Source organism: Paraburkholderia sp. D15 (assembly GCF_029910215.1).
Taxonomy (GTDB): Bacteria; Pseudomonadota; Gammaproteobacteria; order Burkholderiales; family Burkholderiaceae; genus Paraburkholderia.
This window is the reverse complement of record NZ_CP110396.1, coordinates 953,278-968,118: the sequence shown is the minus strand read 5'-3', so window position 1 is coordinate 968,118 and position 14,841 is coordinate 953,278. Positions and strand designations below refer to the sequence as shown.

Sequence of the window (14,841 nt, the reverse complement as noted above, 5' to 3'; positions counted from 1 at the left end):
AGAGCGTCGTCATCATGAAGTCCTCGTTCACCGCGGCAAAACTGTTCGGCGACCGGCAATTGAATTTTCTGCTGATCGTCAACGTGCTCGTCGTGCTGCTTGCCACCTGGCTGTCGCACGGTCAGTTCGTCGATATCGACAACCTGCAGTCGATGGGCGGCCAGCTTCCCGAACTCGGCCTGCTCGCGCTCGGCATCATGCTGTCGATGGTGTCGGGCAACGGCGGTATCGACCTGTCCGGTGTCGGGCTCGCGAATCTGTCGGGCATGGTCGCGGCGCTGGTGGTGCCGCATTACGTCAATGGAGACGACTCGCCCGCGCTCTACACGGCGTTGTTCTGCGTGATCGTGGTGATCATGGGTCTGCTCGGCGGCCTGCTGAACGGCGTGGTCATCGCGCGGCTCGGGCTCACGCCGATTCTCTGCACGCTCGGCACGCAGTTGCTGTTCACGGGCTTCGCGGTGGTGCTCAGCAATGGCGCGTCGGTGCATGTCGATTATGTGGACCCGCTGTCGAATATCGGCAACGGCACGGTGTTTCAGGTGCCGATCGCGTTCTGCATCTTTATCGGCGCGGTGCTCGTGCTCGGCTGGCTGCTCAGGCGCAGTCCATTCGGCCTGCGGCTCTATCTGATGGGCACCAACCCCAAGGCCGCTTTTTACGCGGGCATTCCGCGCACGCGCATGCTGATTCTCACCTACACGATGTGCGGCGTGCTCGCGTCGCTGGCCGGGTTGATCAGCGCGACGCACACGTCCAGCGCGAAATGGGACTACGGCAACTCCTATCTGCTGATCGCGATCCTGATCGCGGTGATGGGCGGCGTGAATCCGGCGGGCGGTCATGGCCGGATCATCTGCGTGTTTTTCGCGGCCACGGTCCTTCAATTTCTGTCGAGCCTGTTCAATCTGATGGGCGTATCGCAGTTCTTCGGCGATTGCGCGTGGGGCTTTCTGCTGCTGCTGTCGCTCGCGTTCGCGGGCGGCGAACGGGTGCGGGCGATTTTCGGTTTCGGCCGTGGCGGGGGTGGTGGAAGAGTTGGCGGGACCGACGCCGCGCAGACCGTGGCGCCGAATTCAGGCGCCGCGCCCAAACCCTAGCGAATCTGGTCACGTATCACGGTTTCAGTACTCAGCGGACAACGAGCCCTGGCTGTCCGTCACGCTTAAGTGGGCGACCTCGAACGAACAAAGGAGACTGGCATGAAACTGACTCGACTGGGCGCCGCGCTCGCGGCGGCATCGATTGCGGTGGGCGTGATCGCCGCGGCGCAGGCAGCGACCAACGTGACGATCGTCACGGTCGTCAAGGTGACGGGCATCAACTGGTTCAACCGCATGGACGACGGCGTCAAGCAATTCGCCAAAGACAATCCCGGCGTGACCGCGTATCAGACCGGACCGGGCCGCGCGGATGCGGCGCAGCAGCTCAAGATCATCGAAGACCTGATCGCGAAGAAGGTCACGGCGATCGCCGTGGTGCCCTACGATCCGCCGACGCTCGAACCCGCGTTGAAGAAAGCGATGGATCGCGGCATCAAGGTCGTGACGCACGAAGCGGACAACGAGAAGAACACGATGGTCGACATCGAGGCGTTCGACAACACCGCCTACGGCGCGGGCCTGAACGAACGGCTCGCCGGCTGCATGCATGACGAAGGCAAGTGGGCGGTGCTGGTCGGCTCGCTCGGCAGCCGTTCGCAGGTGCAATGGGCGGACGGCGGCATCGGCAATGCGAAGGCCAAGTATCCGAAGATGGATCTGGTCGAGCCGAAACTCGAAACCAATAACGACGGCGAGCGCGCGTACGAAGTCGCGAAGGAAGTGCTGCGCAAGCATCCGGACCTGAAGGGCTTCCAGGGCTCGTCGTCGCTGGACGTGATCGGTATTGGCCGCGCGGTCGAAGAGGCCGGCATGCAGGGCAAGATCTGCGTGTACGGCACGGGCCTGCCGACCGAGGCAGGCAAATTCCTCGAAAGCGGCGCGATCAACGGTATCGCGTTCTGGGACCCGAAGCTGGCCGGTATCGCGATGAACAAGATCGCGCAGATGCTGATCGCCGGCAAGACGGTCGAGAACGGCGCCGATCTCGGCTTGCCGGGCTACACGAAGGTGACGGTCGAGAAGGGACCGGGCAAGGGAATCATCGTGCGCGGCCAGGGCTGGGTGAACGTCGACAAGTCTAACTACAAGCAGTATCCGTTCTAACGTTGGAAATGGAACGGCAGGTTGCTGGATGTGCGACGAAGTCCTCACCGGAGGGCTTCGTCCGGTGCGTGCCCTCGCTCTCGCGGGCACGCCGGAAACAGGCTTCACGTCACGACGAATCGCTACCATGAATCAGGAAGTCCCGACTCCGCGCAACGACATCACGCAGCCGTTTCTCCAGGTGGTTGGCGTGCACAAGCGTTTCACCGGCGTACACGCGCTGCGTGGCGTGAGCCTGTCGTTCGAGCGCGGACGCATCTATCACCTGCTCGGCGAAAACGGCTGCGGCAAGAGCACGCTGATCAAGATCATCTCGGGTGCGCAGCCGCCCGACGAGGGTGAACTCGTGATCGAGGGCGTGCGCCACGCGCGACTCTCGGCGCTGGAATCGCTCGCGGCCGGCATCGAGACCGTTTATCAGGACCTGTCCTTGCTGCCGAACATGAGCGTCGCGGAAAACGTCGCGTTGACGGCCGAACTGGCGGGCCATGCCGGCAAGCTCGCCCGCACCTTCGACCGCCACGCGCTCGCGCGCACGGCGGCGCGCGCGCTCGAAGCGGTCGGTCTGCCCGGCGACGCCGAATTCCAGGCGACGCTGATCGAGCAACTACCGCTCGCGACGCGGCAACTGGTGGCGATTGCACGCGCGATCGCCAGCGAGGCGAAGTTCGTCATCATGGACGAGCCGACCACGTCGCTCACGCAGAAGGAAGTCGACAATCTGATCGCCGTACTCGCCAATCTGCGCGCGCAGGGCGTGACCGTGCTGTTCGTCAGTCACAAGCTCGACGAGTGCTATGCGATCGGCGGCGAGGTGATCGTGCTGCGCGATGGACAGACCATGGCACAGGGCGCGATCGCGGACTTCACGAAGGCACAGATCAGCGAGTTGATGACGGGCCGCCATCTGTCCACCGAGCGTTATCGCGAAGGCAAGGTCGGCAACGAAGTCGTGCTCGACGTGCGCGGTCTCTCGCGCGGCGGCCAGTTCAACGAGGTGTCGTTCACGCTGCATGCCGGCGAAATTCTCGGCGTGACCGGCCTGCTCGATTCGGGGCGCAACGAACTCGCGCGTGCGTTGGCGGGCGTGGCGCCCGCGCAGGCGGGGCAGATCGTGCTCGACGGCAAGGCCATTGCGCTGCGCACGCCGTCGGACGCGAAACGTCATCGCATCGGCTATGTGCCGGAAGACCGCCTGAACGAAGGGCTGTTTCTCGACAAGCCGATTCGCGACAACCTGATCACCGCGATGATCGGCAGTCTGCGCGACCGCTTCGGCCAGATCGACCGCACGCGCGCGAACGCGCTCGCGGAGCAGACGGTGAAGGATTTGCAGATTGCCACGCCGGGCGTCGACAAGGCGGTGCAGTCGTTGTCGGGCGGCAACCAGCAGCGCGTGCTGATCGGCCGCTGGCTGGCGATCGATCCGCGCGTGCTGATCCTGCATGGGCCGACGGTCGGTGTCGATGTCGGTTCGAAGGACATCATCTACCGGATCATGCAGCGGCTGTCGCAGCAAGGCATCGGCATCATTCTGATCAGCGACGATCTGCCCGAACTGCTGCAGAACTGCGATCGGATTCTGATGATGAAGAAAGGCCGCGTGGCGGACGAATACGCGGCCGATACGTTGAACGAAGCCGATCTGTACCACGCGTTGCTGTCGGAAGCTGCATAAAGGACGTCCCACCCATGAACTCGCGCATCGATTCGCGCATGAAGCAGACCATGACTACACCGACCGTCGTCGAAGTCGCGCCCGAGGTCAAGCCGCCGAGCTTGCGGGCGAAGCTTGCGCGCAATCCCGAATGGTTCACTGTCGCATTGATCGCGGTGACGTGCCTGATCGTCGGCGCGATCAATCCGCGCTTCTTTCAACTGGCGACGCTGTTCGATCTGCTGCATTCCGCCACCACGATGTCGCTGTTCGCGCTGGGCACGCTGGTCGTGCTGGCCTCCGGCGGCATCGACGTATCGTTCACCGCGATCGGCGCGCTGACCATGTACGGCATCACGAAGGCGGTGTTCGCGTGGTGGCCGGATGCGCCGTTCGCGCTGATCCTGATCACCGGCGCGCTCGGCGGCGTGATTCTCGGCGTGATCAACGGCTTGCTGGTGCATCGGCTGAAAGCGCCTTCGCTGATCGTCACGATCGGCACGCAGTATCTGTATCGTGGACTGTTGCTGACTTTTATCGGCACGTCGTTCTTCATGAACATTCCGCACAGCATGGATCGCTTCGGCCGCATTCCGCTCGTTTTCTATCACACGGCGGATGGCCTGCGCGCGGTGCTGCCGGTCTCGGTACTGGCGCTGGTGCTGGCCGCGCTGGTCACATGGTGGCTGCTGAATCGCACGATGATGGGCCGCGGCGTCTACGCGATGGGCGGCAGTCTCGCGATCGCCGAGCGGCTCGGCTACAACCTGCGCGCGATCCATCTGTTCGTGTTCGGCTATACTGGCATGCTGGCCGGCATCGCGGGCATTCTGCACGTGTCGAATAACCGGCTCGCGAATCCGTTCGATCTGGTGGGTTCGGAACTCGACGTGATCGCGGCGGTGATTCTGGGCGGCGCGCGCATTACGGGCGGCACGGGGACGGTGGCGGGCACGCTGCTTGGCGTGGTGCTCGTGACCTTGATCAACAACGTGCTGATTCTGGTGGGCGTGCCGAGCACCTGGCAGAAAGTGATTATCGGCGCGTTCATTCTGATTGCCGGGACGCTGTTCGCGCTGCAGCGCAAGCGCTGAAATTCCGGCGTGGAAGCTGCGGGCCGTTTCAGGCGCGCAGCTTCACTTCCACTGCTTCACTTCCTTTTCCTCGGCGTCTGGCCCGCCTCGGTGATGATCGAATCGAAGTCGTCGACCTGCGAGAAGCGCACCGCCTTCACCACGCCGAACTTGCTCCTGTCCACCACCAGATGCCGCTCCACCGCGCTGGCCATGGCGGCCTGCTTGAGCGCGACTTCGTGAAAATTCCAGCAGGTGACGCCGCGCGCGGTATCCACGCCGCCGGCCGAAATGAAGGCCTTGTTGATGCCCATGCGGCGCAGCACCTCCAGACTCTCTTCGCCGGCAAACGAATCCGATGAAGGGATATACACGCCGCCCAGCAGAATCATCCGCACGTTGGGCTTGCGCCGCAAAATCTCCGCGACGTTCAGCGAATAACAGACCACCGTGACGTGGCGTTCGAGCGGAATCAGCCGCGCCAGCGTGGTGAGCGTCGTGCCGCAATCGATGAACAAGGTTTCGTTGTCGCCGATCAGCCCCGCCGCAATGGCGGACGCCTCGGCCTTGGCCTGCGCGAAATGGTCTTTCTCTTCCTCGAGCGAATAGCCGGCGTTGTTCGGCACGTCCGTCGCGCTGACGATGTAACCGCCCAGATAAGTGAAGCGTTCTGGACTGCCGGCGATATCGCGCCGCACCGTCATTTCCGAAACGTTCAACAGACTCGCGGCGTCGCGCAGGCGCATGACGTTCTGTTTGGCGAGAGCATCGGCAAGGGCGCGAAGGCGTTCGGGTTTCAGCATAAGGATCCTGTCGCGCGATGTGGGAGGTCGTTATGTTTTGTACGAATGGATGGGAGAATTATAACAAGGACGCTGCGAAATCGCGGGATTTAAAGGGCTTTTCGGCCTTATCAGCGAAGCAGATTATTCCGTTCAGATAAATTCATTTTCAAGGATGCGCGGTACTGCGTATTCTCGACAGATGAATCATGTCGAGGAACGCAGCATGTCCCTTCCTGCCCACGCGCTCGCTTCGCCGCCGCCGGACCCGCGCAGCTACGTCGCGCGCAATGACGCTTTCTGGCGGCGCAACCTCGCGGTGTGCGTGTTCGGTTCGTTCACGACGCTGGTGAGCCTGAGCATGCTGCTGCCGTTCTTACCGCTCTATGTCGAACAACTCGGCGTGCGTTCGCCGGGCGCGATCGTGCAATGGTCGGGCGTCGCATTCGGCGCGACGTTCTTCGGCACCGCGATCACCGCGCCGGTGTGGGGACGTCTGGCCACGCGCTTCGGCCGCAAGCCGATGCTGGTGCGGGCGGCGATCGGCATGGCCGTCGTCATGTCCCTGATCGGATTGGCTCACAACGTGACAGAACTCGTTCTGCTGCGGCTCGCGGCGGGCTTGATCGGCGGTTACGCCTCCGCGTCGATCGTGATGATCGGCACGCAGGCGCCACGCGAGCGGGCTGGCTGGGCGCTCGGCGTGCTGTCCACCGGCGCGTTGGCCGGCAATCTGATCGGGCCGCTGGTGGGCGGTTTTCTGCCGACGTGGGTCGGCATTCGCGGCACGTTCTTCGTCGGCGGCGCGATGATCGCAGTCGCGGCGGTCGCGACGATCGCGCTGGTGCGCGAGGATTTCGACCGCAACGTGGACGCGAAAGCGTCGGCGGCCGCGAAGGGCGCAACAGACGCGAAGCCGAATCGCGCGGTGATTCCCGCGCTGCTCGTCACGGCGATGATGGTGCTGCTCGCGAATATGTCGATCGAGCCGATCATCACCGTGTATATCGGCAGCCTCGGCGTGCCGCATGCGGAACTCGCGCGCGTCGCCGGCATCGTGATGGCGTGCTCGGCATTCGGCAGCATGCTGACCGCGCCCAGGCTCGGCGCGCTCGCGGATCGCGTGGGCAGCTGGAACGTGATTGTCGGTTGCCTGATCGCGACCGCGCTCGCGATGCTGCCGCAGGCGTTCGTCACGCATTGGTGGCAACTCGCGGTGCTGCGCGCAATCATGGGCATGACGATCGCGGGCCTGTTGCCGTCGATCGCGAAACTGGTGCGTCATTCGGTCGACGAGCACAACTCGGGCACGATCCTCGGCTATCTGCAATCCGCGCAATTCAGCGGACAGGTGGTGGGTCCGTTGATCGGCGGACAGATCGGCGCGCTGGTCGGTTTGCGCGCGGTGTTCTTCGTCACGGCGGCGCTGCTGGTGATGTGTGCGGGATTGAATCAGTGGATGCGGCGGCGCGGCGGGTGAGCGGTGCGTGGTGAGGGCCGAGCCGTGAGTGACGAGCGGTGGCCGATCTTGTGAGCGACCGGCAAACCGGCTACATTCGCCGTTCCCCCGCACTTCGATCGACATGATCTATCCGCGCCCCATGCCAAATCATTCCATCCGTTTGACCGACTCGCCGCAGCTCGCCGATATCGAAACGATCTCGCACAGCCTCAACGCGTTCAACATCGAGAAGACAGGTGTGGACGATGTCCGTCCGCTCGCGGTGCTGATCAGGAACGCCGGAACGGACAAGGTGGTCGGCGGCCTGACCGGCAGAACGTCGCTGGGCTTGCTCTTCATCGATCTGTTCTTCATTCCGCCGGAGCTGCGCGGCGACGGTTTGGGCAGCCGCATCCTGGCGGAAGCCGAAGCGGAAGCGATCAAACGCGGCTGTCGCGGCGCGGTGTTATATACGATCAACTTCCAGGCGCCGGAGTTCTACGCGCGACATGGCTGGCAGGTGTTCGGCGAAGTGCCGTGCGATCCACCCGGCAGCAGCCGCGTGTTCATGCGAAAAGATCTGGCATGACGCGGCCTATGACTCCGGCAACGACGGCGACTTCCCCGGTGCACCACGAACGTCCCGTCGCCCTCGTCACCGGGTCGACTTCGGGCATCGGCGCGGCCGTTGCGCGTCGCCTGGCGCGGGACGGTTTCTCGGTCGTCGTGCATTCGCGCAGTTCCGCGCAGGCAGGTCTCGCGCTCGCGGCCGAGCTCGACTCCGCCGTCTACGTGCAGGCGGATCTCGCCGACGACGCCGCGCGCGTGAAACTCATCGATGACGCGATCGCCGCATGGGGCCGCCTCGACGTGCTGGTGAACAACGCAGGCATCAGCCGCGTGATTCCGCACGCGGACCTCGCTGCCGCGACGCCGGACATCTGGCACGAACTGCACGAGGTCAACGTCGTCGCGCCGTTCCGGTTGATCGCGCTGGCGGAAAAGGCGCTGCGTGACGCCGCCCAGCGCGGCCGGTCAGGTTGCGTGGTCAACGTGAGTTCGCACGCCGGCGTGCGTCCCAAGGGCGCGTCGATTCCCTACGCCGCGAGCAAGGCCGCGCTGAATCACATGACGCGTCTGCTGGCGGTGTCGCTGGCGCCGGACATTCGCGTGAACGCGGTCGCGCCGGGACTCGTCGACACACCGCTCACCGCCGGCTGGACGCACGCGCAACAACTCTGGAAAGAACGCTCGCCGATGCGCCGCGCGGCGAGCCCCGACGACATCGCGCAAGCCGTGGCGATGCTGGTGACGTCCGACTATCTGACCGGCGAGATCCTGCTGTCCGATGGCGGGTTGAATCTCACGTAGCGGGCCCGGCGCGGCGCCTGGCTCACTGTCCACGACCGGCGTCGCGACCGGCCTCTCGATGCATTTCATGACACGCTCATGACGCGCCGAACCCCACCCTCTATACGTATTCCCTGATTCAGGTTATGCGTTTTGATGCCGTTATACAGCGACGACTCTCCGCCGTCCCGCGCCCCCGCGCGTGATGTCGTGGGGGAGGCGGAACATCCAGCGGGGCAGTGTCCCCGCATCGCTGGCGACGGAGAAAACCGCGTGAACCGACTTAGCTTGAATACCAAACTGTGGCTGGCCCTGCTGATTACCTGGCTGGGCCTGTTGTCGCTCGGCGGCTGGGCGGCATGGCAATCGCGCGACACGATGCTGTCCGATCGCAAGGCGGCGGTGCAGAACGTCGTCGAAAGCGCGTACGGAATCGTCGCCGATTACGCGAAGCTGGTCGACCAGCATCAGCTCACGCTGGATCAGGCAAAAGAACAGGCAATGGCGCGTCTTGCCGCCATGCGCTACCCCGGCAGCGGCTACATGATCATCACGACGGCGACGCCGGTGGTGATCATGCATCCCACGCTGGCCGATCTGCGCAACAAGGACGTCTCGCATTACGCGGACACCGAGGGCAAGCTGCTGTTCGTCGAGATGGTCAAGCTGGCGCAGGCGCAAGGTCAGGGCTTCGTCGACTATATGGCGCGGCTGCCGAACAAAACCGAACACGTGCCGAAGATCAGTTTCGTCAAACGCTTCGACGCGTGGGACTGGTATCTGATTTCCGGCGTGTACGTGGACGACATCAACAAGGCGTTTTACCAGGCGCTGCTGGGCTACCTGCTCACGATCCTCGTGACGGGCAGCTTCAGCACGATCGCGCTGGTGCTGATCATCCGCAACGTGAAGCGCAGTCTCGGCGGCGAGCCGGCCTACGCGGCGCACGTGGCGGAAACCATCGCCGACGGCGATCTGACGCGCACGGTCGCGCTCGGCGCGCAGGATCAGCAGAGCATGCTGTTCGCGATGCAGCGCATGCAGCACCGGCTCGCCGATACGATCCGGCGCATTCGCGGCGGCACCGAAACGATCACCGTGGCGGCCGAGCAGATCGCGGCGGGCAATCTCGATCTGTCGTCGCGTACCGAGGAGCAGGCATCGTCATTGGGCGAAACCGCCGCGAGCATGGAGCAGTTGACCGCGACCGTGAAGCAGAACGCGGACAACGCGCTGCAGGCGAATCAGATGGCGCTCAACGCGTCGAAGCTCGCGGGCGACGGCGGTCACGTCGTCGAGGAAGTCGTCGCGAACATGCAGAACATCGCGGCGAGTTCCGCACGCGTGGTCGACATCATCGCGGTGATCGAAAGCATCGCGTTTCAGACCAATATTCTCGCGTTGAACGCGGCCGTCGAGGCGGCGCGCGCGGGCGAGGAAGGACGCGGTTTCGCGGTGGTGGCGGGCGAAGTGCGCAATCTCGCGCGCCGCAGCTCGGACGCGGCGAAGGAGATCAAGAGCCTGATCGAGGACTCGGTGGAACGCGTGAACGACGGCAAGGCGCTCGTGGAGAAAGCAGGCGGCACGATGCATTCGCTCGTCGATGCGGTGAAGCGTGTGACCGACATCATCAGCGAGATCTCGGCGGCATCCGACGAACAGAGCCGTGGTATCGAACAGGTGAACGTGGCGATCGCGCAGATGGATCGGACCACGCAACAGAACGCGGCAATGGTCGAGCAGGCCGCGGCCGCCGCGCAGTCGATGCAGGAACAGGCGCAGATGCTGCGCGATGTGGTCAACGTGTTCCGCCTGCAAGGCGCCGAAGCGTGATGCGCTGAACGTGCGGGGTGCGTGGGGTGCCGCGACACCGCGCGTTGTAGTGCCACGCTTCGCCGTGCCGTGCCGTGCCGCGCTCTAACGCTCGTTGCCCGGCGGCGTGCTGAAGTCGTCCTGATCGACGAGCTTGAGGCTGTGAGCGAACATCGACGCATCGCCGCCGAACGCCGCGCTCGCGCGAACCGACGCGTTCAGCAGCAGCTTGCACGACGCGCGCATCGGCTCCGTTGCGCCGATCCGTTCGCGCGGTCCGGACACCGTCAGCGCCCCGACCAGTTCCCCACCGAGACCAAGTACCGGCACCGACACCGAGGCCGTGTCCGGATCGCGCTCGCCGTACGACACGGCCCACATGCGCTCGCGAACGGTATCGAACGGCTTTTTATAGGGCTTCGAAAACGCGAGCAGCACCTTGCCCGACGCGCCGCGCTCGATCGGAAAACGATCGCCCTCACGGATCGACACGCGCACCGCGCGCGCCGGTTCGACCCGATGCAACACCACCCGATGGTTGCCTTGACGCACATAGAACGACGAGGTCTCGCCGGAGTCCACGGCGAGTTGCTGCAACAACGGCTCGACCACGTGACGGACGTGGAACGACTCCTGATAGATCTGCGCGAGCCGCAACGGCTCGGGGCCGATCGAATAGCGGCCGTCTTCGAGCTTGCGGATGAAGCCGCCATGTTCGAGCGCGCCGAGCAGACGCAACAGCGTGCTTTTGTAGTAGCCGGTGCGGCGCGCGAGTTCCGCCAGCGAGACGCCTTTTTCGCCCGACGCGAACGCGCCGAGAATCGCGAACGCCCGGTCGAGCGCCGCGACGCCGCCGCCGCCTTTTTCTGACTCTTCGTTTTGCATGGGAGAAAGCCGTTCTGTAGAGCGGACCATGCTAGAAGGGCGGGCGGGGGACGTCAAGGGCGCATGAGGCGACGGCTCAGGACCTGGGACCTGGGACTTGGGACCTGAGACTCGCAGTGCGCATGACAGACCGCGCCATCGAACGGTGAAGCCCATCGCCGCGATGCATCACGTCAGCCGTGTGCGAGATGCGCGTCCACCAGCGGCGCAATTTCCGCGGCATGCACCTTCGCCAGATCGTGCTGACCGCCGGCCACGACATGCAGCGTCGCGTCGGGCAGCAGTGCGGCGAGCCTGCGCCCAACCGCCACCGGACTGAACGGATCGGCGTCTCCCCACAACAGCAGCACGGGCTGGGTGATCCGTCCGAGTTCATGCGACAGATCCGCCTTGAACGACACGAACCAGTCGGGCAGCGACGGGTTGTTCTTCACGAAGCCCTCGCGCCAATCCTGCACGCCCATCCCCGTCGTATCGATGCCGCCTGACGTCACGCTCAATACCAGATGCGTGACGAGTTCGGGCTTCGCGAGCGCCGCGCGGATCGCGAGCAGGCCGCCCATCGATTGCGCGATCAAGGCCGTCGGCCGGTCGATGCGGGACGTCACGACGCGAACGAGCCCCTCGAAACCGTCGACGGCAGGATCGGCCGGCTGCGCGCCGAAGCCCGGATAGCCGACCACTGCGCGGTCGGCCTGGGTGGTGAGGCGATCGGCGAGAGGGTGCCAGAAAGCGGTGTCGCCCGATGCGCCGGGCAGGAAAAGCAGCGTCGAGGGGAGCACGCGAAATTCTCCATGAATTGGGTGAAGCATTGCGGGGCGGGGATTGGCCAGGTGCCCCCAATTATCGCCCGAAGCGCTGGCGGGCGTGTCGCGAATTTTACCCGGATTTTATTGACGATCTAAATTTATCCGGGTATAAATCGCCATTCCTTCCACCTGGAGATCAACGTGACTACACCTTCACACTCCCATCGCCGCTGTTTTTCCGGCGCTCGGCGTACTGACGCCCTCGCGCAGGACGCTCACGGAGCACAGCCATGACGACGCTCGATCCACACGTCGGCGCGCTGGCGCCTGTCATCGATGAAGTCGACCTGTACGAACTGCCGGTCATCGGCACGCTGCCCGAAGAACTGGACGGCGTGCTGATGCGCAACGGTCCCAATCCGCTGAACGGCCGTTTCGGCGGAAACGACATGCTGTCGTGGTGGCCGGAAGCCGCGATGCTGCACGCAGTGTCGTTTCGCGACGGCCGTGCGCTGCGCTACGGCAATCGCTGGTTGCGCACGAAACGGTGGGCGCATGAGTACGATGCGGCGCGCGCGTCGTCGATGCTCGACACGAATCCGAACATCAACGTGCTCGCGCACGCCGGAGAAATCCTCGCGCTCTCGGAAGGCGGCGCGCCGCTCGCCATCACGACCGGGCTGGACACGCTCGGCGCGTCGCGTCGTCACGCGGGCTTCGCGCAAGGCATGAGCGGGCATCCGAAGGTCGATCCGCGCACCGGCGAGCTGGTCACGTTTCGCGCGCATTGGGAGCGGCCGTGGTTGCGCTATGGCGTGATGGACGCGCAGGGCAACACGAGCGTCGAGATGGAAATCGACGTGCCGGGCGCGTCGATGATGCATGACATCGCGATTACCGCGACGCACAGCATCCTGTTCGATCTGAACGTCGCGTTCGATTTTTCGATGCTCTCGCGCGGTTACCGGATGCCGCTACGCTGGCACGACGAGCGTCAGGCGCGGATCGGCGTGATCCCGCGTCATGGCGGCACGATGCGCTGGTTCGAGGTGAGTCCGTGCATGATCATGCACGTGGTCAATGCGTTCGATGTGGGCACATCCATCGTTACCGTGGACGTGGTGCGTTATCGCGAGTTTTTGCGTGTATCGCCGGATGGTGCGGGCTTCGTCGAGAATCCGCTCGGCGCGCTGTGGCGTTACGTGATCGACCTCGAACGCGGCACGGTGACCGAATCGCCGCTCGACGATCTGGCGATCGAAATGCCGCGTATCAACGAGCAACGCACGGGACAGGACTACCGCTTCTTCTACGCGGTCGAGCAGCCGAGCAATACGGAGATGCGTGGCGTCGTGCGGTATGACCTCGAACGCGGCTCGACGCAAACCTACGCGGTGCCGGCTGGCGATCAGAACAGCGAACCGGTGTTCGTGCCGCGCCCCGGCGCAACGAACGAGGACGACGGCTGGCTACTGGTGTGCGTGTATCGGCAGGCGAGCGATACCACGGATGTGGTCGTGCTCGACGCCCGGCAGATCGACGGCGATCCGCTCGCGACCGTGAGATTGCCGCGACGGATTCCCGCGGGGTTTCATGGCGCGTGGGTGCCGGGGAACGCGTAGCTGGCGCTTCCCGTTTGAAGTGCGGTTTGGGGTGGCCGTGCAACAATACGGCTCCCCAAACCGGAGTGGATAGAACGATGACCGCAAGCGGCACAACCCGAATCGATGTCCGTCGGCTGACGCCTGCCGAATGGGCGACTGCGTTTCCGTTGATCGCGCAATTGCGCTCGCTGGACGAAGCGGAGTTTCTACAGCGTGCGCGCCGTCAGGCGCATACCGGCTATGAACTGGTCGGCGCGTTCGCGGAGGGCACGCTGATCGGCGTGATGGGCATGCGTCCGGTTCATACGCTGGCGCGCGGGGCGCACCTGCATATCGACGATCTCGTTGTCGACGCAACGGTGCGCAAAGGCGGCGCCGGCCGCGCGTTGATGGATTACGCGGAAGCCGACGCGCGTGCTCGCGACATGACCGCCGTGTTTCTCGACGCGCATCCGGATGCGGTTGGGTTCTACCAGCGGCAGAGTTTCGTGTTTCACATCGCGCCGTCGATGAAGAAGCCGTTGGCATAGCGGGCGGCTTCGTCGTCGTTTTCGTCGTCTTGCTCGTTGTGGCCGGGATTCGACAAAAGTTGGCTCGACAGTGAAAGCGGACCAGAATGGGTGAGGGCAGAATTGTGGCTCTTTACGAACCTCGCAAGGCCACGCTTTCCTTGCTTCCTGTCAGGAGCTTTCGATGAACACGGACGCCATCGCGATGTTCGCCCGCTACAACCAGTGGGCGAACACACTCATCTACGCTGCCGTGGCGGCGCTGCCGGAAGGACTCGCCACGGAGCCGCGCGTCACGACCTTCGGTTCGATCGAGCGCACGCTGGGACATTCCTGCGCGGTCGGTCTGATCTTTCAGGCTCACTTGCAGGGGCGGCCGCATGGATTCACCGCGCGCAACATGGCCACGCAGATCGGCTTCGACGAACTGTCGCGTACTCAGCGACAGCTGGACGCGTGGTACCTGGAGCTGGCCGGCACCATGCCGGCCGAGGTGGCGAACGAAGTGGTCGAGTTCCGCTTCCTCGATGGCGGTGCGGGCGCGATGACGCGCATGGAAATGCTGCTGCACGTGATCAATCACAACACCTATCATCGCGGCTTCGTCGCGGACCTCATGAAGCAAGCGAAGGTGGCGCCGCCCGTGACGGACCTGCCGGTGTTTCTGCGCGATGCCTATCGGCGCGGCGCGTGATATCACGTAAGGCCGTGCAAGGCGCCGGTGTGCTTCTTCGTATCGTATGAAGCGCGCCGGCCTTTGACGAGCCGCGCA

At 64.3% G+C, this 14,841-nt stretch carries 14 protein-coding genes; 11 read left to right on the top strand and 3 right to left on the bottom strand.

What is annotated here, in order from left to right; all coding sequences use genetic code 11:
- Nucleotides 1–14: 14 nt before the first annotated feature.
- The 4 genes from LFL96_RS24115 (at nt 15) to LFL96_RS24100 (ending at nt 4,958) form a co-directional block, all read left to right on the top strand.
- Nucleotides 15–1,100, top strand: a complete 1,086-nt coding sequence (locus LFL96_RS24115; protein ID WP_281003216.1) for an ABC transporter permease — start codon at nt 15–17, stop codon at nt 1,098–1,100.
- A gap of 102 nt (nt 1,101–1,202) precedes the next feature.
- A complete protein-coding gene (locus LFL96_RS24110; RefSeq protein WP_281003215.1) occupies nt 1,203–2,207 on the top strand; it encodes a substrate-binding domain-containing protein in 1,005 nt (334 codons plus the stop codon).
- A gap of 127 nt (nt 2,208–2,334) precedes the next feature.
- Nucleotides 2,335–3,885: a sugar ABC transporter ATP-binding protein gene (locus LFL96_RS24105; RefSeq protein ID WP_281003214.1), complete on the top strand. Its 1,551-nt coding sequence runs from the start codon at nt 2,335–2,337 to the stop codon at nt 3,883–3,885.
- Nucleotides 3,886–3,899: 14 nt separating this feature from the next.
- Nucleotides 3,900–4,958, top strand: coding sequence for an ABC transporter permease (locus LFL96_RS24100; protein ID WP_281003213.1), 1,059 nt, complete (start codon nt 3,900–3,902; stop codon nt 4,956–4,958).
- 56 nt (nt 4,959–5,014) lie between these two features.
- On the opposite strand, the gene LFL96_RS24095 is transcribed toward LFL96_RS24100, so the two are convergent.
- A complete protein-coding gene (locus tag LFL96_RS24095) occupies nt 5,015–5,740 on the bottom strand; it encodes a DeoR/GlpR family DNA-binding transcription regulator (RefSeq protein WP_281003212.1) in 726 nt (241 codons plus the stop codon).
- Nucleotides 5,741–5,945: 205 nt separating this feature from the next.
- On the opposite strand from LFL96_RS24095, the gene LFL96_RS24090 reads away from it, so the two are divergent.
- From LFL96_RS24090 to LFL96_RS24075, 4 genes are all read left to right on the top strand, one after another.
- Complete coding sequence (locus LFL96_RS24090) at nt 5,946–7,199, top strand: MFS transporter (RefSeq protein ID WP_281003211.1); 1,254 nt, start codon at nt 5,946–5,948, stop codon at nt 7,197–7,199.
- A 121-nt stretch (nt 7,200–7,320) separates the two neighbouring features.
- On the top strand, nt 7,321–7,749 hold the full coding sequence (locus LFL96_RS24085; RefSeq protein ID WP_281003210.1) for a GNAT family N-acetyltransferase: 429 nt from the start codon (nt 7,321–7,323) through the stop codon (nt 7,747–7,749).
- Nucleotides 7,750–7,787: 38 nt separating this feature from the next.
- Entirely contained in the window at nt 7,788–8,531 is a 744-nt protein-coding gene (locus tag LFL96_RS24080) for an SDR family oxidoreductase (protein WP_281003209.1), read from the top strand.
- A gap of 252 nt (nt 8,532–8,783) precedes the next feature.
- Nucleotides 8,784–10,343: a methyl-accepting chemotaxis protein gene (locus LFL96_RS24075; RefSeq protein WP_281003208.1), complete on the top strand. Its 1,560-nt coding sequence runs from the start codon at nt 8,784–8,786 to the stop codon at nt 10,341–10,343.
- A gap of 84 nt (nt 10,344–10,427) precedes the next feature.
- On the opposite strand, the gene LFL96_RS24070 is transcribed toward LFL96_RS24075, so the two are convergent.
- Nucleotides 10,428–11,207 carry an IclR family transcriptional regulator gene (locus tag LFL96_RS24070; RefSeq protein WP_281003207.1) on the bottom strand — a complete coding sequence of 260 codons (780 nt, stop codon included), beginning with the start codon at nt 11,205–11,207 and terminating at the stop codon, nt 10,428–10,430.
- A 173-nt stretch (nt 11,208–11,380) separates the two neighbouring features.
- Nucleotides 11,381–11,989 (bottom strand): alpha/beta fold hydrolase, encoded by a 609-nt coding sequence (locus LFL96_RS24065; protein WP_281003206.1) that lies wholly within the window; start codon nt 11,987–11,989, stop codon nt 11,381–11,383.
- 257 nt (nt 11,990–12,246) lie between these two features.
- Between LFL96_RS24065 and LFL96_RS24060 the strand changes: the two genes are divergently transcribed.
- From LFL96_RS24060 to LFL96_RS24050, 3 genes are all read left to right on the top strand, one after another.
- Nucleotides 12,247–13,578 (top strand): carotenoid oxygenase family protein, encoded by a 1,332-nt coding sequence (locus LFL96_RS24060; RefSeq protein WP_281003205.1) that lies wholly within the window; start codon nt 12,247–12,249, stop codon nt 13,576–13,578.
- 77 nt (nt 13,579–13,655) lie between these two features.
- Complete coding sequence (locus tag LFL96_RS24055; RefSeq protein WP_281003204.1) at nt 13,656–14,090, top strand: GNAT family N-acetyltransferase; 435 nt, start codon at nt 13,656–13,658, stop codon at nt 14,088–14,090.
- Nucleotides 14,091–14,253: 163 nt separating this feature from the next.
- Entirely contained in the window at nt 14,254–14,763 is a 510-nt protein-coding gene (locus tag LFL96_RS24050; protein ID WP_281003203.1) for a DinB family protein, read from the top strand.
- Nucleotides 14,764–14,841: the final 78 nt, after the last annotated feature.